This window comes from Mycobacterium sp. 852002-51971_SCH5477799-a (genome assembly GCF_001667145.1).
In the GTDB taxonomy this organism is placed as follows: Bacteria; Actinomycetota; Actinomycetes; order Mycobacteriales; family Mycobacteriaceae; genus Mycobacterium.
Genome location: NZ_LZIF01000116.1, coordinates 149,973 through 168,084, shown reverse-complemented (window position 1 = coordinate 168,084; position 18,112 = coordinate 149,973). Strand labels below are relative to the sequence as shown.

Sequence of the window (18,112 nt, the reverse complement as noted above, 5' to 3'; positions counted from 1 at the left end):
GCCGAGCATGCGCGCACTGTGCTGGAACGGTGTCAACGACCTGTCCGTGGAAACTGTCGATGACCCCAAGATCCTGAATCCGCACGACGTCATCGTCGAAGTCCGGGTCACCACGACCTGCGGCTCGGACTTGCACTTCATCGACGGGTATTTGCCGGGCATGCGGGCCGGCGATGTGTTCGGGCACGAATTCATGGGCGTGGTGGCGGAGGCCGGCCCGCAGGTGCGCGAGATCCACGCGGGTGACCGCGTCGTGGTGCCGTCCTTCATCGCCTGTGATCGATGCTGGTACTGCGATCACGAGTTGTATTCGTGCTGCGACACAACGAATCCCAACGCCGAATTGCAACAGCCGTTGTTGGGATATCCGTCTGGTGGAATTTACGGTTATACACATCCGTTCGGTGGCTACGCCGGTTCGCACGCCCAATACGTTCGGGTGCCCTTCGCCGACACGAATTGCTTTGTGATTCCGGGCGATATCACCGATGAGCAGGCGCTGTTCTTATCCGACGCGGTGCCCACCGGCTTCATGGGCGCCGATTTCTGTGACATCGCCGGCGGCGATACCGTCGCGGTCTGGGGGGCCGGCGGCGTCGGCTTGATGGCCGCCCGTAGCGCCCTACTGCTGGGCGCCGAACGGGCCATTGTCGTCGACCGCATACCGGAACGGTTGGCGTTGGCGCGCAACGAGTTCGGACTGGAAACGATCGACTACAAGGCGGTCGACAGCGTGCATGAGTCGCTCAGGGAGATGACCGGCGGCCGAGGGCCCGATGCCTGCATCGACGCGGTCGGCATGGAGGGCCACGGCACCGGAGTGCAACAACTCTACGACCGGGCCAAGCAACTGCTGCGAATGGAGACCGATCGCGCTACCGCGCTACGACAGGCGATTCTGGCTTGCCGCAAGGGTGGGGTGGTGTCGGTGCTCGGGGTGTACGGCTTGACCGACAAATTCCCGACTGGCGTACTGACCAATAAGGGTTTGACCCTGAAAACGGCTCAGCAACACGGACAACGCTACATAACCCGGCTTTTCGACTACGTCCAGCAGGGCGATCTCGATCCCGCCAAGTTGATCACCCACGATGTGCCCCTCGAGGACGGAGTGCGGGCCTACGACCTATTCAAGAACAAGAAGGACGACTGCATCCGGGTGGCGATGCGACCCAATGCTTCCGCCCTCGTCCGCGAGGAAAAGGCCGGTGTCAACCATGACCGCGCAACCTCCCAATCCTGATCCGACGCAAACACCAGGCCTGGAACCGGGCGGAGGTGTCGCACCGGGCACCACTCCCCCTGCCGCGCCCCAAACCTCCGGTGTGTCCGAGCCACAACAGCAGAACAACCGGCGGTTCACTCCCGGTTCCGCCCTTACCGTCCTCGCGGTGTGCGTTTTCACCGTCGCATTCATCGCGGTGGCGGTGCTACTGGTGATGAAGATTGCCGGGGTGGGCGGCTGACATGCCGAAACCACCACTTCCTGATTACGTCGGCTCCGTAGCGGGCATAGCCACATGCATGGCCGATGATGCCGCGCAGGCGCCGCAAGAGAATCCGGAAAAGGACCAGTCGCAATGGGTGACGGGCGACGAGCCTATGACCGGCCCGCAGCGCAGCTACCTGAACACGCTGGCGCAAGAAGCGGGCCAGGAAATCCCGGAGCATCTCACGAAAGCCCAGGCCTCCAGGCTGATTGACGAGTTGCAACAACGGACCGGGCGGGGCGCCTCGTGATGATCGGTACCGAGGACGTGCGGGAGTTGCTGGCCAGCCCAGATGCGGACGCGGCGCTGGTGGTGATGGAGGGGCGCGCGGCGGTCGTCACGCCGGCCGATCTGCACTCGGACGAATACCGAGGCGCCCTGCAGGTCGCGACGCGCCAGGAATTGGTGCAGCGGGTCGGACATGCGGAGTTATCCGACCGCGAGTTGGCCGAGCAAGCAGAAGAGCTCGACACGGCGGTCCGCAACATGGGTGGGTGACACGCTGCTGCGATGCGTTTGCGCGGGAAGCGGTCAGGGCCGGATGGTGACTTGGTCACCGACGTTGATGACGCCCGTGTCGACCACCGCGAGGTAAGCGCCCGCGCAGGGCTGTGCGCCGTGACCGCCTGTGTTCAAACGGTTTTCGGCCGCCGGTATGCGAAGCGCCTGCGGAGCCCGCGGCAACGGCCCGTGCTCGAGAGTGGGAACCACGCAGCGCGACGTCGCCGTGAGGACGCGCAGCCGCGCCGCACCGATGACGAGTTCGCCGCCCACCCAATCGTTTTCGGCATACGGCGGATAGTTCGGCGGTGTTCTGATCACCAGATTCGGTCGATACCGCAGTGCCTCCACCCCGATGTGCTCCAGGGTGGCCGTCGTGATTGCATGCAATGGAGCTTCGTCGGTGAACGACTCGCCCGGCGTGGCCGCGGCAATGCGCAGGATGCGACCGTCCACGTCAGCGTCGAGACCGAATTCCAGCAGTTTTTCCGGATCGGGACGGACCAGTGTTGCGCCCTCTGGGCGTTGAGTGACCAACCGAACCCGCCGGCCGGTCAGCCGCGAGATCAGCTCGTCGACGCCGGGATCATCGGCGGCCACATCGGTTCCGTCGGGCATGCTGATGCGCACACCCTGGGCGTCGGCATGGGCGGTACAGGTCAAGAGATTGCGCCATAGCCGGGGATTTTTGGCGCTGGCCACGTGCCCGGTTTCACCGTCGAGGAGCGCGAGCCGCCGGTCGCCCTCGGCGCCGCGCTCGTCGACCAGCAGGCGATCGAGGGTTTCGCCGAGCATCGACTTCACCGGGTAGCGAAGCAACGCCTGCACCCGCATGGGCACGGCGTCCGAGGCCGGGGCGGTCGAGTTGTCCATGCGGCGCCTTCACTGAAGTGGTCCTCCCTAGTGTGCCCGACTGACGCACGCGCGTCGTCGGGTCACCGGATCAGCTTGGCAGCAGGCGCTTTTTCTGCTCCTCGAATTCCTGCTGCGTCAAGATCCCCGCGTCGCGCAGCGACGCGAGCTCGCGCAGCTCGGCGGCGATGCTCGTGATCGGCCCACCCGCGGCAACCTGCGGCGGTGTCGCCGGCTCTTTCGTCGGCTCCTTGGGTGCCTCGCGTGTCGCCTTCTCGATCTCACCGGCCCGGGCCCGCTCGCGCCCCAAGGCGCCACCGGTGCCGGCCATCGCGCGCCCCGCCATGCTCGCCACGGCCATTTCGCCGAACAAACTCCCGGAGCCACTGGGGGCGGCGGCCGCCGCGGCCGCGGCGACTTCGGCGCCCGCCCCGGCGCTGGTGGCCGGCAGCACCAAGGCGGCCGGGCGGATCGCCGGCGCGGCCGCAGTCCACCCCGGCGGCACTGATAAGCCGCCCACGGTGTTCGCCTGACCCAGCCCCGCCGACATCAGCGATCCGAATCCGCCCGCCGGGTTCGTGATCACCGGGAATGGCGAGGGCGGCACCGCGCCAGTGCCCGGCCACGACTGCACACCCGCCCAACCGCTGACGATGTCGTCGGTGTGGAAACCGGTCAGCGCGCCCGCGATATCGAAGGGAAGGGCGATCGCGGCAGAAGGCGAATCGACGCCGAGGCCGGCGACGCTGGCGGGCGCGTCGAGGAAGATCGCGATGAGGTCGCTCTCCAGGCCCAGTAGGTCCGTCACCGACGTCGGATCGGCGGCGGCGGCCGGGTTCACCGCCGCGTTGGTCAACAAGTTCGGCACCGCCGACAACGGTTGCTGGGCCACGGTGTTGCGCGTGCTTCCGGCGGCTGTAGCGGTGGCCTTGGCCACCGATTCGGATTGACCGGCGTCGGAGGTGGTGGTCTGGTCAGGCTGGGTGAACGGCGTCACCCGGGTGGCCGAGGCCGTCGCGCCGGCGTAGCCGATCATGGCCGCGGTGTCCCGCGCCCACATCTCGGCATACTCGGCCTCGGTGGTGGCGATCGCCGGCGTGTTCTGCCCGAGGATGTTGGTTGCGACGAGCGTCGCCAGCAGGGTGCGGTTGGCCGTGACCACCGGCGGCGGCACCGTCTCGGCGAACGCAGTCTCGTACGCGAAGGCGGCGGCCCTGGCCTTGCTGGCGGTTTCTTCAGCCTGGGCGCCGGTCGTCCTCATCCACTCCAAGTAAGGGGCAATCGCTGCGACCATGGACGCCGACGACGGCCCAACCCACGGACCGGAAGTCAAGGCCGTGATCTCACCCTGATACGAGTTCGCCGTCGATTGCAACGCGGCGGCCAATTCGTCCCAGGCCATCGCGGCGGCCAGCATCGGTCCCGACCCCGGACCGGCGTACATCCGCGCGGAGTTGATCTCCGGCGGCAGTGCGAAGTCCATGTCGTTCTCCTCCGATCGCGTTCAGGGCCGCGAGGGCATCGACGGCCCCGATGCGCGTCGTATGGGGATAACCAACCAAGCAGCAAACAAATCGCATTCCCTCCGGTGCCGCCAGTGCCGCGGAAGTAGACAGCCGAATAGGGTCGTCCCCAGTGCTAGCGGACCGGTCTTCACGTTTGCAGGTGCTCCCACGTCAACCAATACAGCGAAATTATTGCCGAGGGTTAACGATAGGTTACCTGCACATGACGACGGAAACCCGCAAGGGTTAGGCGCGTATTGCGCAAATCACCCTCAGCCCGCTCTCAACGCGACCCAGAACGCGTTGCCCACCTCCCCGGTCCGGTTTTTACTCGCCCTAGCACCGGCAAAGGCCCAGTTCAGCGCAGCGACACTAACATCCAGCGGGTCATGCGGCGCGGGTTCTGCTTGGATTTGTGGGATCCCTGCGAATGAGGTCTGCTGATGAAAATCGTGCTGGTCGCCTACGGCGGCCGCGGTGACGTCGAACCCTGCGCCGCGGTCGGCCGCGCGCTGATGAACCGAGGGCACGAGGTGCGCCTGGCGGTCCCGCCCAACATGACCGCCTTCGTCGAGTCGACGGGGCTCACTGCCGTTGGGTACGGGCCCGATACGCAACGTGGGATGACCGCGGCCCAGGAATTGCTCGGCTCGCTCCAATACGGCGGCAGCGGGTTGTCGCAAGTTGTCGAGCGCGTGACGCGGATCTGGATGGACAAGAGCGCGACGTTGACGTCGTTGGCAACGGATGCCGATCTGTTGGTGGCGCACATGAACGACCAGGCGCTGGCCAACAATGTCGCCGAACATCACGCAATCCCACTCGCCGCTTTGCATGTTTTCCCGGCGCGGATCATGCCGTCGAGCGCCCTCTATTCGAGCATCACGAAGGATGCAGAAGCCGTCCAACGTCGTGCGCTTGGCTTGCCCGACACCGAATCGGCGGCGGCACCAGCGAGTGATGATGTGTTGGAAATCCAGACTTACGACGAGCTCTGCCTGCCCGGGCCTGCCGCCGAATGGCTGGAACCCGGTGGCCGGCGACCCTTTGTCGGTTCGTTGACACTGGAGCTGCCGATGGACAGCGACGACGAGGTGCTGTCCTGGATAGCGGACGGGACGCCGCCTGTCTACTTCGGGTTCGGCAGCACGCCCGTCAGCTCTCCCGCCGAGACGGTCGCAGTCATCAGCGCGGCCTGCGGGCAGTTGGGCGAGCGGGCGTTGATTTGCAGCGGCGCCAACGACTTCGCCGACGTCCCGCTGTTCGACCACGTCAAGGTCGTTGAGGCGATGAATTATGCGGCCATCTTCCCGGCCTGCCGGGCCGTGGTCCATCACGGTGGCTCGGGCACCACGGCCGCGGGCATGCGCGCCGGCGTCCCGGCGCTCATTCTGTGGACCGTTTGGGACCAGCCAATGTGGGCGGCTGCCGTCGAACAAATGAAAGTCGGTGCCGGACGCGCCTTTTCCGCCAGCACGTTGGACTCGCTGGTCGCCGATCTGCGCACGGTCCTCACTCCGCAATACGCCACTCGCGCTAAAGAGGTCGCCGCGCAGATGAGCAAACCCGCCGAAAGTGTTGCCCGCGCCGCTGATCTCCTCGAAGAGGCTGCTCACACGGCACGCTCGGTTTGATGAGGCGAGGCGAACCGCCCGTCCGTCGTAACGGTGGTGCAAATTCCGCCGGTCGTGTAGAAGGTTCTGGTGCAGGATCCGCCGAAGAAGTCGTTCGATCCGTCGATGCTGCGCGAAGCGATGATCAGGCGGCTGTATCGCCGCTTGTCGGCCGAGGGCCAGATCAGGGTGCCGGCAGTGCCGGCCCTGATCGACGAGTACGTCCTGTTGTGCGGCAACGTCTGCGCCACCCTGGGCGTCTGGTACACCCCCGAACAGTCCGCACACCTGCGGGCCGCGCTGGAAGTGGAGTTGGCGAAGGCCTTCAGGGCTTCCCATCGTTCCGATGTCCTGATCTCGTATCAGGCTCCCTTCGGGGAGGGCGTGAATTTCCGCGTCCAGGCCGACTGGCGCACTGTCGAAGCCGACTACCAGCAGTGGATGGCCATCCGGCCGCCGCCGCTGTTCGGCACCGAGCCGGACGCGCGCGTGCTGGCCCTGGCCGCCGAGGCGGACGACCCTTCGACCTATCGGGTGCTGGACGTCGGCGCGGGAACCGGGCGTAACGCGCTGGCCCTGGCGCGGCGCGGACATCCGGTCGATGCGGTTGAGCTGACCGCGAAGTTCGCCGAGGTGATGGTTTCCGACGCCGCCGAGGAATCGTTGCGCGTGAACGTCATTCAGAGTGACGTCTTCACCGCGATGGAGGGCGTTCGGGAGGAGTACCAGCTGATGGTGCTCTCGGAGGTGGTGTCGGACTTCCGCACGACCCGCGAGTTGCGCGGCATGTTCGACCTCGCCACCGATTGCCTGGCGCCCGGTGGGCGTTTGGTGTTCAACACCTTCCTGGCCCGCGACGGCTACGTTCCCGACGACGTCGCTGTGCAGCTGAGCCAGCAGTGCAACAGCATGATCTTCACCCGCGACGAGGTAACTGCCGCCGCGGCCGGCCTGCCGCTCGCACCTATCGCTGACGACCCCGCCTACGAGTACGAGAAGGCACGGATACCGTCGGACGCCTGGCCGCCGACGGGCTGGTTCGAAGGTTGGGCCGGCGGGCTCGACGTGTTCGATGTCGAGCGCGACGATTCGCCAATAGAATTGCGCTGGCTCGTGTTTCAGAAACGGGCTGACCCGCAGATCTAGGCGGTCAGATCGCGTGTTGCCGGCCCCTCCAGCAGGGTGCCGTCGGGCGCGAACCGCGACCCGTGCAACGGGCACTCCCACGCGTTATCGGCGTCGTTCCAGTTCACGATTCCGCCCAGGTGCGGGCAGACGGGTGAGACGCGGTGCTCCGTCCCGTCGACGCGGCAGCGGGCCTCCAGACGCCACGGCGGGCCGCTCACCACTCCGCCTTCGCCGTCGACGGGGCTGCGGCGGTGTATGCGTATCGCCGGGGTGATCCAGCCCTTCGTCAGGTTGAAGCCGACCTCGAGGTTGGCCTGCAGGGCCGTCGTCAGGCCCGTCAGCTCATGCGGACTCCAGCTCGCGAACGCGCGGGCCCAGTCCATCCGCCCACCCAGGATGCGACTCGACAGCGCCAACGCCGCGGCGGGTCCGTTGGTCATCCCCCACTTGTTGAAACCCGTTGCGACAAAGATACTTTCGGTGTTCGGCAGGATGGGCCCCACATAGGGCAGATGGTCGATGGGCGTGTAGTCCTGCGCCGACCAGAAATGGGTCTGCACGGCACCCGGGTAGTGCTTGCGGGTCCACGTCGACAACTCGTTGAGCGCCTCGGACGGACTCTTCTCCCGGCCCACGGTGTGGCCGGCCCCGCCCACGATCAACCGCTCCCCGTCCGCGACCGGCGCGTAGCGCACCGAACGCGTCGGCGAGTCGGTGGAGATCATCATCGGCCGGGTGATGTTGCCCGGAACCTTGAATGCCAAGCAGTAGGACCGGCTCGGCTTCACCCGGGCGAAATAACCGCCACGATCCAGGATCGGGATGCCCGTCGCGAGCACCAGCTGGGCGGCCTGAAGTTCGACGTCCTGCTGGGCGGCATCGTTGACGTGCACGCGCACCTTCTTGCCGCGCCAGGAGACCCGCCGCGCCCGCGTGTGCTCGACCAGCCGCCCACCGCGACCGAGCAGCTCGACGGCCAACGAGTCGAGGAATGACATCGGATCGAACTGCGCCTGGTCGGCCAGCCGCACTCCGCCGTGATAGGCGAACGGCACATCTGCATCGTCGTCCCACACCGCCGGCAGGCCGACCGCCTGACACGCCGCGAGTTCGGCTCGCGCCCTCGGGACGCCCCGCACCGACTGGGCGTACGTGTAGGCATCTTCACGCTGCACGGCCACGCCGTTCGCCGCGCAGTGGTCCAGCACCCACTCCTGGCCTTCGCGATTGCCGTCCACGTACGCGCGCGCGAGGTCGCGGCCGTGTCGTGGTAGCACCTTGGAGAGCTGACTGCCCTGCAGCAGGCTGATCTTGGCGGTGGTGTTGCCGGTAGCGCACGACCCCACCGTGCGCGCCTCCAGCACCAGCACGTCCTTGCCCGCCCGGGCCAGCAGGACCGCCGTCATCAGGCCGGTGATGCCGGCGCCGACGACGATGACATCGGCGGACTCCGACCCTTGGTCAAGCTGGCTTGAGGCCCAAGGCTGTTCGGTTCGTTCGGTCATCCATAAAGAAGTCACGGCTTTGCTGATACCCCGGCCCGGCGCGGGGAAACGCTCGGCCGAATTCACGCCCGCTTCAACCGGTTCTTTGCCTCCGTTACAGCTTTGGCGGCGGCTCGGCCGGCTTGCTGGGCCTTGGCGTAGTCCTTTTCGGCACCCTGGAGCTCCTGCTCGCCCGCCCGCAGCGCCTTCGCCGCGGCGTCACGGCGCTGTTGGGCGGCATCCCGTTGCGCTCGTAGCTCGGCCACCAGGTCGTCGGCCTCGGCCTTGGCGCGCTCCGCGGCGGCAAGGGCCGTGCTCAGTTTCTCGCGCCGCCTCTGCTCCGCCCTGTCGCCCGCGGACTGTTTCGCGGGCCGCTTCCGCACCGGCGGGGTGCGGCGCCGCTTCGCCGGTTCGCCGGATGTGTCCACCGATTCCGGCGCCGCGTCGCCGAAAGCGCCGAAGCCCGACCACTGCTCGGGCCGGGTCAGCCTGCCGAGCCGTTCGCTGATCTTCGGGTCGGCGATGGCGGCTTGCAGCGTGCTGGTCAGGTCTTCGCGCACGGTCGCCGACGGTTGCGTCAGGTCGGCCGCCTGTAGCGCCTTACGGGTGAGTTCGTCGATGAGTTTGCGTTGCTCGGCCGACAAATCCCGGATGGTGCCGCCGTCCATCGCCGCGTGCGCGGCGCGCAATCGCTTACCGAGGTCTGCCAGCCGCTGCCGGGTGTCGGCGTGCCGAAGTGCCAGCCGGTTGATGACCCATGCCGCCGTCGTCGGCTTGTTGGTGGCGCAGATTCGTTTGGCGGCTGCGTCATCGCCGCGCTCCTTGGCCGCGGCGGCCAAGCGGGCACGTTCCGCGGTGAACTCCTTCGGCGGCACCTCATAGAGGCTGTCGAGTTCCTCATCGGCCATGTAGCCATGATCTCTCGCCGATTTCGGTAGGCCACGCCGAACCTCCCGTCGGTTTAGAACCCGCACGTCGCGGGATACCTCATCTACGACATTCGACTTCGCCGGGCAGAGAGTTTTGCCGCTGCGAGTGACAGGAAGCAGGGATTCGGCAGCTTGATGATGTCCAAGAACAGCGATCAGCTCATCGGCCGGATCCTCCGGATCAGCCGCCCTCGGCAGCTCCTGCTCGCGTTGTGCGTGATCGTCGCCGCGGCCGGCCTGATATACGTGGTGTCGACCTCGCATTGCCCAGGCGGCGGCTGTAGTCAGCACCGCACGCCCGCGAAAGCCGCTGAGCCGGCCCGGATAACGATCACCCCTGGACCCGACGCGCGTGACGTCGACCCCGTGGCCCCGGTCTCGGTCAAAGCCGAGAACGGGACGCTGACGGGCGTCGACATGGTCAACGAGAGCGGCAAACCGATCGAGGGGGTCATGACCCCCGACAACACGGTGTGGAAGCCCACCGTCCCGCTGGGTTACGGGCGCACCTACACCCTGACGGTCACCAGCAGCGGTGTCAGTGGCGTTGCGGCGAAGCAGGTTTCGTCGTTCTCCACGCTGAAGCCGTCCAACCAGACCAAGGTGTCGTTCACCACCACGTCGGAAGCCGCGTTGCGTGACGGCGGCACCTACGGTGTCGGAACGGTGATCGTGGCGCACTTCGACGAGAAGATCGCCGACCGTGCCACCGCCGAGCGGCAGCTGTCGGTGACCACCGACCCGAAGGTCGAGGGTTCCTGGTATTGGGTCGACGATCAGAACGCGCACTGGCGGCCCGAGCGCTACTACGCGCCGGGTACAAACGTCACCGCCGAGGCGAAGATCTACGGAATAGCCTTGGGCGACGGCTTATTCGGACAAGACGACACCAAGGTGTCGTTCCGTGTCGGCGACGCACACGTATCGATCGCCGACGACGCCACCCACCAGGTCAGCGTCTTCGATAACGGAGCCCTGGTGCGCACGATGCCGACGAGCATGGGGATGGGTGGCACCGAAAAGGTCGGCGGGAGAACCATCTCGCTGTGGACCCCGCCGGGGGTCTACACCGTCCTGGACAAGGGCAACCCCGTCATCATGGACTCCTCGACCTTCGGGCTGCCCAAGAACTCCAGGCTCGGATATCGCGAGACCATCAATTGGGCCACCAAGATCAGCAGCGACGGCATATATCTGCACGAGCTCGACGCAACGGTATGGGCCCAGGGGCACCGCGACACGTCGCACGGCTGCCTGAACCTCAACGCCGACAACGCGAAATGGTTCTTTGATTTTTCGGTACCCGGGGATGTTGTCGAGGTCCGCAACAGCGGCGGGCCTCCCCTGACGTTGGCGCAGAACGGCGACTGGACGATCCGCTGGGACGAGTGGCGCAAAGGCAGCGCCCTGAAGCCCACCTGAGGTTCGGGTGACTCAGCTCATTCGTCACGCACAGTTGTGCCCCACTTCACCATAAAGTCTTGACTCGATCCAGATAAGTGCGGCATATTGGTGGCGTGCCATCGAAGGCCGATTACGCGGATAGATTGCGCATGGCCGACCTGCGGGTGACCCGGCCCCGGGTTGCCGTCCTGGAAGTCGTCGACGCCAACCCGCACGCCGACACCGAGACGATCTTTTCGGCGGTCAGAGTGGGCCTGCCCGATGTCTCGCGCCAAGCCGTCTATGACGTGCTCAACGCGCTGACCACGGTGGGCCTGGTTCGGCGCATCCAGCCCCTGGGCATGGTGGCGCGCTATGAATCGCGTGTCGGCGACAACCATCACCACGTCGTGTGCCGATCCTGCGGGATCATCGCTGACATCGACTGTGCCGTCGGTGACGCTCCCTGCCTCACACCCTCGGACGACGACAACGTTCTCGATGGCTTCGTACTCGACGAGGCCGAAGTCATCTACTGGGGCCTGTGCGCCGAATGCTCGACGGCAGGCTCTTAGATCACAGCCGTGATCGCAGCCCGATTCACCCACCCTCGAAAGGAATGCTGTGTCATCTGATACATCCGCTAGCCGTCCACCCCAACCCGGCGCCGGGACGGCCAGCCAAAGCGAAAGCGAAAACCCAGCAATCCCTTCACCGCAGCCGAAGTCGAATGCTCCACGGACGAACCAGGATTGGTGGCCAAACCAGGTCGACGTGTCGCGCCTGCACCCGCATGCCCCCCAGTCCAACCCGCTCGGCGAGGACTTCGACTACGCCGAGGAGTTCGCCAAACTCGATGTGGACGCGCTCAAGGCCGACATGGTCACCCTGCTGACGACCTCGCAGGACTGGTGGCCCGCCGACTACGGCCACTACGGGGGCTTGTTCATCCGGATGAGCTGGCACGCCGCCGGCACCTACCGCATCTATGATGGCCGCGGTGGCGGCGGCCAGGGCATGCAGCGCTTCGCCCCGCTCAACAGCTGGCCCGACAACGCGAGCCTGGACAAGGCGCGCAGGCTGCTGTGGCCGCTGAAGAAGAAGTACGGCAACAAGATCTCCTGGGCGGACCTGCTGCTCTTCGCCGGAAACACGGCCCTGGAATCAATGGGATTCAAGACGTTCGGCTTCGCCTTCGGCCGCGAAGACGTCTGGGAGCCCGAGGAGATCCTCTTCGGCGAAGAGGAAGAGTGGTTGGGCACCGACAAGCGCTACTCGGGCGAACGCGATCTCGCGCAGCCCTACGGCGCCACCACTATGGGTCTGATCTATGTGAATCCCGAAGGCCCCGAAGGTAAGCCGGATCCGATCGCCGCAGCGATCGACATCCGCGAGACGTTCGGCCGGATGGCGATGAATGACGAAGAGACCGCCGCGCTGATTGTCGGCGGCCACAGCTTCGGCAAGACCCACGGTGCCGGCGACGCCGATCTGGTCGGCCCCGAGCCGGAGGCCGCCCCGATCGAACAGCAGGGGCTGGGTTGGAAGAGCTCCTTTGGAAGCGGCAAAGGCAAGGACGCCATCACCAGCGGCCTGGAGGTCGTCTGGACGCCGACGCCTACCAAGTGGGACAACTCCTTCTTAGAAACGCTGTACGGCTACGAGTGGGAGCTGACCAAGAGCCCCGCCGGCGCCTGGCAGTTCACCGCCAAGGACGGCGCCGGTGCGGGCACCATCCCCGATCCGTTCGGCGGGCCGGGGCGGGCCCCGACGATGCTGGTCACCGACATCTCGCTGCGGGAAAGCCCGATCTACCGCGACATCACGCGGCGCTGGCTGGATCACCCCGAGGAGCTGGCCGACGCCTTCGCCAAGGCGTGGTACAAGCTGCTGCACCGCGACATGGGACCGGTCACCCGCTTCCTGGGGCCCTGGATCCCCGAGCCGCAGCTGTGGCAGGACCCGGTCCCGGCCGTCGACCACAAGCTCATCGACGACAAGGATGTGGAGGCTCTGAAGAGCAAGGTGCTCGCGTCCGGCCTCTCCATCCCCCAGCTGGTCAAGACCGCCTGGTCGGCCGCGGTCAGCTATCGCAACACCGACAAGCGCGGCGGTCCCAACGGCGGGCGGCTTCGCCTCGAGCCGCAGCGGAGCTGGGAGGTCAACGAGCCCTCCGAGCTGGACAAGGTGCTGCCCGTATTGGAGCGGATCCAGCAGGACTTCAACGACTCGGCCTCCGACGGCAAGAAGATCTCGATCGCGGACCTGATCGTGCTGGCCGGTTCCGCGGCGGTCGAGAAGGCGGCCAAGGACGCGGGCTACGAGATCTCGGTGCACTTCGCCCCCGGGCGAACCGACGCGTCTCAGGAGACCACCGACGTGGAAGCCGCCGCGGTGCTCGAACCGCGGGCCGACGGGTTCCGCAACTACGCGCGGCCGGGTGAAAAGGCCCCGCTCGAGCAGCTCCTGCTGGACCGGGCATACCTGCTGGGCGTGACGGGTCCCGAGCTCACGGTGCTCGTCGGTGGACTGCGTGCCCTGGGCGCCAACCACGGCGGAAGCAAACACGGCGTGTTCACCGACCGGCCGGGCGCGTTGACCAACGACTTCTTCGTCAACCTGCTCGACATGAACACCGAGTGGAAGGCGTCGGAGACTGCGGAGAACGTCTACGAAGGGCACGACCGGGCCTCCGGGGCGCTCAAATGGACCGCGACCCCGAATGACCTTGTCTTCGGCTCGAACTCGGTGCTACGCGCATTGGCCGAGGTCTACGCCCAAGACGACGCGCACGGAAAGTTCGTCGAGGACTTCGTCGCGGCGTGGGTGAAGGTCATGAACAACGACCGGTTCGACCTCAAATAACGGTCATCGAGTAGAACGCACCCCGCGAGCCATCCGCTCGCGGGGTGCCGTTCTTCACGCCGCTGCGCCCGTCGTCTCCTGACACATAAACCACGCACACGACACGCCGCGATCGGGCGCACTGGTTTTTATGTCTCGGCGAAGTGGAGGGGCGTCACCTCTGGGTCAGCGGGCGAGGTCCCACTGGCCGAAGTCCGCGGCGAGGACATCGTCGACATCGACATTGATGCCGCCCAGCAGCGGGCCAGGATTCCCCGGGCTGTTGACGACCGTTTGGTAGAGCACCGCCGCGGGTTCGCGATCGCCGTGCGACCAGGACCTCGTCTGCCACGCCCATTGGTGTCCGGCGCTCGTGGACGGGCCGATGACGCCGTCTCGGATCGCCCACCCGCACACCTGGGCATCCCCGTAAATGCCGGTGCGGCCCACGCCCAACACCGAGTTGATTCCCCGAAACCATTGCACCGCAAGCGTATTCCACGTGTTGGCGTCGATGGCGTCGTCGACGCTGAAAAAGATGGGGGCCGAGTTCGGGCCTCCCGCCGCGGAGTGCAACTGCATGGCGCTATGAGCGTCGGCCACGCCGCCGTCATACCCGCGCGTGAGATCCGACGGGTCCGGCCAGCCGGGCTTGCCGTACTGGAAGTTGCTGACGATATGCAGCCCCGCCGCGCGCAGCGCGTCGGCATACTCCTTTGTCAGCGGTTTGGCCTCGAAGTTGGCGCCCGGCCGCGACAGCGATACGTAATTCACCACGCCGTCATAGCCCGCCGACTTGATTTCCTCGGGGGCGATCCTGCGCTCGGCGAAATCGATCAGCTTCATGCCGGCGGCTGACGCCTTGGGGCCGCTAGGGCCCGGGACCAGCGCGCCCAGGCTCAGCAGGGCCGGCGTCAAGGCATAGGTGCCGGCGTATCTGAGGACGTCGCGCCGCGAAGGCGATCGTTGATCGCCGCGTCCAACCCGTCCGGCCGAATCCCGCACCGCGCGATGGTAACAAAAGCCCACGGCGTCTTCCGGCCGATCTTCGCCGGTCAACTCTCTGGCGCCACGCGTTCGGAAGCGACCGGCCGAACACCTAGCGGCCACTGACCAGTGGCATGATCTTTGCGTGTCGGACATCCCGGGGGTCGCCTACGCGCGGGACGGCGGATTTCGGGCTCGTTGCGCTCGATTAGGTGGTCGAACTATAGTCTGGACACATGTCCAATTTGCTGTCACGGAGTTCGGGAGCCCGTTGACCGCGATGTATTCGGCGCCATTCCGCGGTCATTTTCCAGCAAAGAAGAGTTGAGTATGCGAATTGCCCTGCTGTCCTACCGTAGTAAGACCCATTGCGGCGGACAGGGCGTCTACGTGCGCCATCTCAGCCACGGCCTGGTGGAACTCGGTCACGAAGTCGAGGTGTTTTCCGGACAGCCGTATCCCGATCTGCTCGATCCGCGGGTCCGGCTCACCGAGGTGCCCAGCCTTGACTTGTATCGGGAACCGGACCCTTTCCGGGTGCCGCGGCCCAGCGAGATTCGAGACTCCATCGACCTCCTGGAGTTGCTCACCACCTGGACCGCGGGCTTTCCCGAACCGCGGACGTTCACCATGCGGGCGGCGCGGTTACTTGCCCAGCGCACAACGGATTTCGACGTCGTTCACGACAACCAGAGCCTGGGCGCCGGACTGCTCAGCATCGCCGAGGCGGGACTTCCCGTCGTCGCCACCGTGCACCACCCGATCACCCGCGATCGAGTGCTGGACCTGGCCGCCGCGCGATGGTGGCGAAAGCCGTTGGTGCGCCGCTGGTATGGGTTCTTGGACATGCAGCAACAGGTCGCCCGGCACGTCCCCGATTTGTTGACGGTCTCCTCGTCATCGGCGTCGGACATCATCGCCGACTTCGGCGTCGCACCGGAGCAACTTCATGTCGTGCCGCTGGGGGTCAACACCGAGCTGTTCAAACCGGGATCCGGCCCCCGCGAGCCCGGACGAATCATCGCGATCGCCAGCGCCGATACCCCGCTGAAAGGCGTCCGCACCCTGCTGCAGGCGGTCGCCCGCCTGCGCACCGTCCGGGATCTCGAGCTGCGGTTGGTCGCCAAGGTGGAGCCGAATGGCCCGACCCACAAACTCATCGCCGAACTCGGGATCTCCGACATCGTGCACATCACCAGCGGGCTGTCCGATGCCGAGCTGGCCGCCTTGTTCGCGTCCGCGGAGGTCGCCTGCATTCCCTCGCTTTACGAAGGGTTTTCGCTGCCCGCGGTGGAAGCCATGGCCAGCGGCACCCCGATCGTCGCCAGCCGGGTCGGAGCGCTGCCGGAAGTCCTCGGAACGGACGGTGCCTGCGCCGAGCTGGTACCGCCCGCCGACGTGGATGCGCTGACCAGCGCGCTCGGTGAACTGCTCGATTCTCCGGAAAAGCGCCGCAGCCTCGGCAAGGCGGGCCGCACTCGTGCCGTCAACGTCTTCAGCTGGGAAGCCGTGGCCGCTCAGACCGTGCGGGTCTACGAGCGGGCCATCGCACGCAGCGCGCAGAGCGGAGCGTCATGCTGACAGTCGATTTCGACCGGCTTGGGATCGGGCCATCGACCAAGGTCATCGACGTCGGATGCGGAGCCGGCCGGCATGCCTTCGAAGCGTATCGGCGTGGCGCCGACGTCGTCGCATTCGACCACGACGAGGCCGAATTGCGTTCGGTGGACACCATACTGCGGGCGATGGCCGAAACCGGCGAGGCGCCAGCCGCGGCGTCGGCGAAGGTGGTCGTCGGTGACGCGCTGAAGTTGCCCTACGCCGACGAGACGTTTGACTGCGTCATCGCGTCGGAGATCCTGGAGCACATACCCCGGGACGACGCGGCGATCGCCGAGCTGATCAGGGTGCTCAAAGTCGGTGGCACGCTGGCTGTCAGCGTGCCGCGATGGCTGCCCGAGCAGGTGTGCTGGATGCTGTCCGACGAGTATCACAGCAACGAGGGCGGCCACGTGCGCATCTACCGGGCCAGTGAATTGCGCGGCAAGATCTCCGGCGGCGGAATGGAATTGACGCACACTCACCACGCCCATGCGCTGCACTCCCCCTTCTGGTGGCTCAAATGCGCTGTCGGTGTGCAGAACACCGACCACCGTGCGGTCACGACCTACCACAAGCTGCTGGTCTGGGACCTGATGCAGCGGCCGAAGATCACCCAGCTGGCGGAGGCTCTGCTCAATCCGCTGGTGGGCAAGAGCGTAGCTATGTACTTCGTCAAACCGCAGGAGGCGAAAAGCCAGGCGACTGAAGGGTATTCAGTTGCATCGGTTTAAGCCGCCCGCAATTCCGGGGGTTTTGACCCCCGAGCAATGCCGACAGACCGCGCTCTCGATCGCCGCCGCACAGGAACCATCGGGTGCCATCCCCTGGTTCGAGGGCGGGCACACGGATCCGTGGGATCACATCGAGTGCGCGATGGCACTCACTACCGCGGGGCTGCTGGAGCCGGCGCGGGCGGCCTTCGATTGGAGTCGCCACACGCAGCGTCCTGACGGCTCCTGGCCCATCCAGTTTCGCGCGGGCATCATCGAAGACGCCAACAGCGACAGCAACTTCTGCGCGTACATCGGCGCCGGTGTCTGGCACCACGTGCTGGTTACCCGTGATGAGTCGTTCGGGGCCGAGATGTGGCCGGTCGTGCGCAAAGCGATCGACTTCGTTATTGACATGCAAGTCGGCTATGGCGAGATCGGTTGGGCGCGAAGCGAAGCCGGCCTGTTGCCGGAAGCGCTGCTGACGGGGTGCTCGAGCATTTTTCACAGCATCCGGTGCGCGCTTGCCCTGGCCGCCCTGGTCGGGGACCCGCAGCCAGAGTGGGAACTGGCGCTGGGCCGGCTGGGTCACGCCATCGCCGCGCATCCCGACGCGTTCACCGAAAAGGACCGCTACTCGATGGACTGGTACTACCCGATCCTCGGTAGCGTCTTGCGGGGTCCGGCGGCGGCCGCGCGCATCAAGCTGCGCTGGGACGCGTTCGTGGTCGAGGGCCTGGGCATCCGGTGTGTCGGCGATCGTCCGTGGGTGACCGGCGCCGAAACCTGCGAGCTGGTGATGGCGCTGGACGCGATCGGGCACCACGCGGATGCGCACCGGCAGTTCGCCGCGATGCAGCACCTTCGCGAAGACGATGGATCGTATTGGACGGGACTGGTTTTCGCGGACGGCAAGCGCTGGCCCGAGGAGCGCACCACCTGGACGGGCGCGGCGATGATCCTGGCGGCGGACGCCCTGACGAACACGACTGGCGGCGCGGGAATCTTCCGCGGCGACGAACTGCCGTTGGGCCTGCAGACCGACTTCGATTGCGAATGCGTCGGCACCGGCCCGGGCTGGTGA

General features: G+C 66.3%; 17 protein-coding genes. 12 read left to right on the top strand and 5 right to left on the bottom strand.

Going from position 1 to position 18,112, the window contains the following annotated elements; all coding sequences use genetic code 11:
* Positions 1–7: 7 nt before the first annotated feature.
* Genes A5753_RS19915 through A5753_RS19905 form a run of 4 tightly spaced genes read left to right on the top strand, consistent with a single transcriptional unit; the run spans position 8 to position 1,988 of the window.
* Positions 8–1,243, top strand: coding sequence for a zinc-dependent alcohol dehydrogenase (locus A5753_RS19915; protein WP_067132102.1), 1,236 nt, complete (start codon positions 8–10; stop codon positions 1,241–1,243).
* A complete protein-coding gene (locus tag A5753_RS24065) occupies positions 1,218–1,466 on the top strand; it encodes a DUF6480 family protein (protein WP_082971401.1) in 249 nt (82 codons plus the stop codon). Before A5753_RS19915 ends, A5753_RS24065 begins: the two co-directional genes overlap by 26 nt.
* A gap of 58 nt (positions 1,467–1,524) precedes the next feature.
* Positions 1,525–1,740 (top strand): DUF3072 domain-containing protein, encoded by a 216-nt coding sequence (locus A5753_RS19910; RefSeq protein WP_067132099.1) that lies wholly within the window; start codon positions 1,525–1,527, stop codon positions 1,738–1,740.
* Complete coding sequence (locus A5753_RS19905) at positions 1,737–1,988, top strand: hypothetical protein (protein ID WP_082971400.1); 252 nt, start codon at positions 1,737–1,739, stop codon at positions 1,986–1,988. Before A5753_RS19910 ends, A5753_RS19905 begins: the two co-directional genes overlap by 4 nt.
* 33 nt (positions 1,989–2,021) lie before the next feature.
* Here A5753_RS19905 and A5753_RS19900 read toward each other — a convergent pair whose 3' ends face one another.
* Together A5753_RS19900 and A5753_RS19895 are read right to left on the bottom strand one after the other, a co-directional pair.
* The gene (locus A5753_RS19900; RefSeq protein ID WP_067132096.1) at positions 2,022–2,864 is read right to left on the bottom strand and encodes an MOSC domain-containing protein; all 843 of its coding nucleotides are present in this window, start codon (positions 2,862–2,864) and stop codon (positions 2,022–2,024) included.
* 70 nt (positions 2,865–2,934) lie between these two features.
* A complete protein-coding gene (locus A5753_RS19895) occupies positions 2,935–4,326 on the bottom strand; it encodes a PPE domain-containing protein (protein WP_067132093.1) in 1,392 nt (463 codons plus the stop codon).
* A gap of 465 nt (positions 4,327–4,791) precedes the next feature.
* Between A5753_RS19895 and A5753_RS19890 the strand changes: the two genes are divergently transcribed.
* Positions 4,792–5,982 carry a glycosyltransferase gene (locus A5753_RS19890; protein ID WP_067132090.1) on the top strand — a complete coding sequence of 397 codons (1,191 nt, stop codon included), beginning with the start codon at positions 4,792–4,794 and terminating at the stop codon, positions 5,980–5,982.
* A gap of 69 nt (positions 5,983–6,051) precedes the next feature.
* Positions 6,052–7,107 (top strand): bifunctional 2-polyprenyl-6-hydroxyphenol methylase/3-demethylubiquinol 3-O-methyltransferase UbiG, encoded by a 1,056-nt coding sequence (locus tag A5753_RS19885; RefSeq protein ID WP_067132087.1) that lies wholly within the window; start codon positions 6,052–6,054, stop codon positions 7,105–7,107.
* On the opposite strand, the gene A5753_RS19880 is transcribed toward A5753_RS19885, so the two are convergent.
* Both A5753_RS19880 and A5753_RS19875 read right to left on the bottom strand, forming a co-directional pair.
* A complete protein-coding gene (locus A5753_RS19880) occupies positions 7,104–8,594 on the bottom strand; it encodes an FAD-dependent oxidoreductase (protein WP_067132084.1) in 1,491 nt (496 codons plus the stop codon). The genes A5753_RS19885 and A5753_RS19880 overlap by 4 nt on opposite strands.
* A 62-nt stretch (positions 8,595–8,656) precedes the next feature.
* On the bottom strand, positions 8,657–9,481 hold the full coding sequence (locus A5753_RS19875) for a hypothetical protein (protein ID WP_067132081.1): 825 nt from the start codon (positions 9,479–9,481) through the stop codon (positions 8,657–8,659).
* Between the two features lie 156 nt (positions 9,482–9,637).
* Between A5753_RS19875 and A5753_RS19870 the strand changes: the two genes are divergently transcribed.
* From A5753_RS19870 to katG, 3 genes are all read left to right on the top strand, one after another.
* Complete coding sequence (locus A5753_RS19870; protein ID WP_067132078.1) at positions 9,638–10,924, top strand: Ig-like domain-containing protein; 1,287 nt, start codon at positions 9,638–9,640, stop codon at positions 10,922–10,924.
* A gap of 95 nt (positions 10,925–11,019) precedes the next feature.
* Entirely contained in the window at positions 11,020–11,460 is a 441-nt protein-coding gene (locus tag A5753_RS19865; protein WP_156656170.1) for a Fur family transcriptional regulator, read from the top strand.
* Between the two features lie 49 nt (positions 11,461–11,509).
* Positions 11,510–13,750, top strand: a complete 2,241-nt coding sequence (gene katG / locus A5753_RS19860) for a catalase/peroxidase HPI (RefSeq protein ID WP_067132072.1) — start codon at positions 11,510–11,512, stop codon at positions 13,748–13,750.
* Between the two features lie 165 nt (positions 13,751–13,915).
* Here katG and A5753_RS19855 read toward each other — a convergent pair whose 3' ends face one another.
* Complete coding sequence (locus A5753_RS19855; RefSeq protein ID WP_067132528.1) at positions 13,916–14,734, bottom strand: DUF1906 domain-containing protein; 819 nt, start codon at positions 14,732–14,734, stop codon at positions 13,916–13,918.
* A 312-nt stretch (positions 14,735–15,046) separates the two neighbouring features.
* Here A5753_RS19855 and A5753_RS19850 point away from each other — a divergent pair, with 312 nt between their 5' ends.
* The 3 genes from A5753_RS19850 to A5753_RS19840 are packed head-to-tail and all read left to right on the top strand — an operon-like array spanning position 15,047 to position 18,112.
* On the top strand, positions 15,047–16,297 hold the full coding sequence (locus A5753_RS19850) for a glycosyltransferase family 4 protein (RefSeq protein ID WP_067132070.1): 1,251 nt from the start codon (positions 15,047–15,049) through the stop codon (positions 16,295–16,297).
* Positions 16,291–17,049, top strand: a complete 759-nt coding sequence (locus tag A5753_RS19845) for a class I SAM-dependent methyltransferase (protein WP_067132067.1) — start codon at positions 16,291–16,293, stop codon at positions 17,047–17,049. The genes A5753_RS19850 and A5753_RS19845 overlap by 7 nt, the downstream gene beginning before the upstream one ends.
* Entirely contained in the window at positions 17,036–18,112 is a 1,077-nt protein-coding gene (locus A5753_RS19840) for a prenyltransferase (protein ID WP_067132064.1), read from the top strand. Before A5753_RS19845 ends, A5753_RS19840 begins: the two co-directional genes overlap by 14 nt.

Bases quoted from the DNA above. Each gene is read 5' to 3' on its own strand.
- A5753_RS19910 (WP_067132099.1), top strand. From the start codon at position 1,525: ATGGCCGATGATGCCGCGCAGGCGCCGCAAGAGAATCCGGAAAAGGAC.
- A5753_RS19870 (WP_067132078.1), top strand. From the start codon at position 9,638: ATGATGTCCAAGAACAGCGATCAGCTCATCGGCCGGATCCTCCGGATC.
- A5753_RS19895 (WP_067132093.1), bottom strand. From the start codon at position 4,326: ATGGACTTCGCACTGCCGCCGGAGATCAACTCCGCGCGGATGTACGCC.
- A5753_RS19875 (WP_067132081.1), bottom strand. From the start codon at position 9,481: ATGGCCGATGAGGAACTCGACAGCCTCTATGAGGTGCCGCCGAAGGAG.
- A5753_RS24065 (WP_082971401.1), top strand. From the start codon at position 1,218: ATGACCGCGCAACCTCCCAATCCTGATCCGACGCAAACACCAGGCCTG.
- A5753_RS19900 (WP_067132096.1), bottom strand. From the start codon at position 2,864: ATGGACAACTCGACCGCCCCGGCCTCGGACGCCGTGCCCATGCGGGTG.
- A5753_RS19880 (WP_067132084.1), bottom strand. From the start codon at position 8,594: ATGACCGAACGAACCGAACAGCCTTGGGCCTCAAGCCAGCTTGACCAA.
- A5753_RS19890 (WP_067132090.1), top strand. From the start codon at position 4,792: ATGAAAATCGTGCTGGTCGCCTACGGCGGCCGCGGTGACGTCGAACCC.
- A5753_RS19850 (WP_067132070.1), top strand. From the start codon at position 15,047: ATGCGAATTGCCCTGCTGTCCTACCGTAGTAAGACCCATTGCGGCGGA.
- A5753_RS19845 (WP_067132067.1), top strand. From the start codon at position 16,291: ATGCTGACAGTCGATTTCGACCGGCTTGGGATCGGGCCATCGACCAAG.
- A5753_RS19915 (WP_067132102.1), top strand. From the start codon at position 8: ATGCGCGCACTGTGCTGGAACGGTGTCAACGACCTGTCCGTGGAAACT.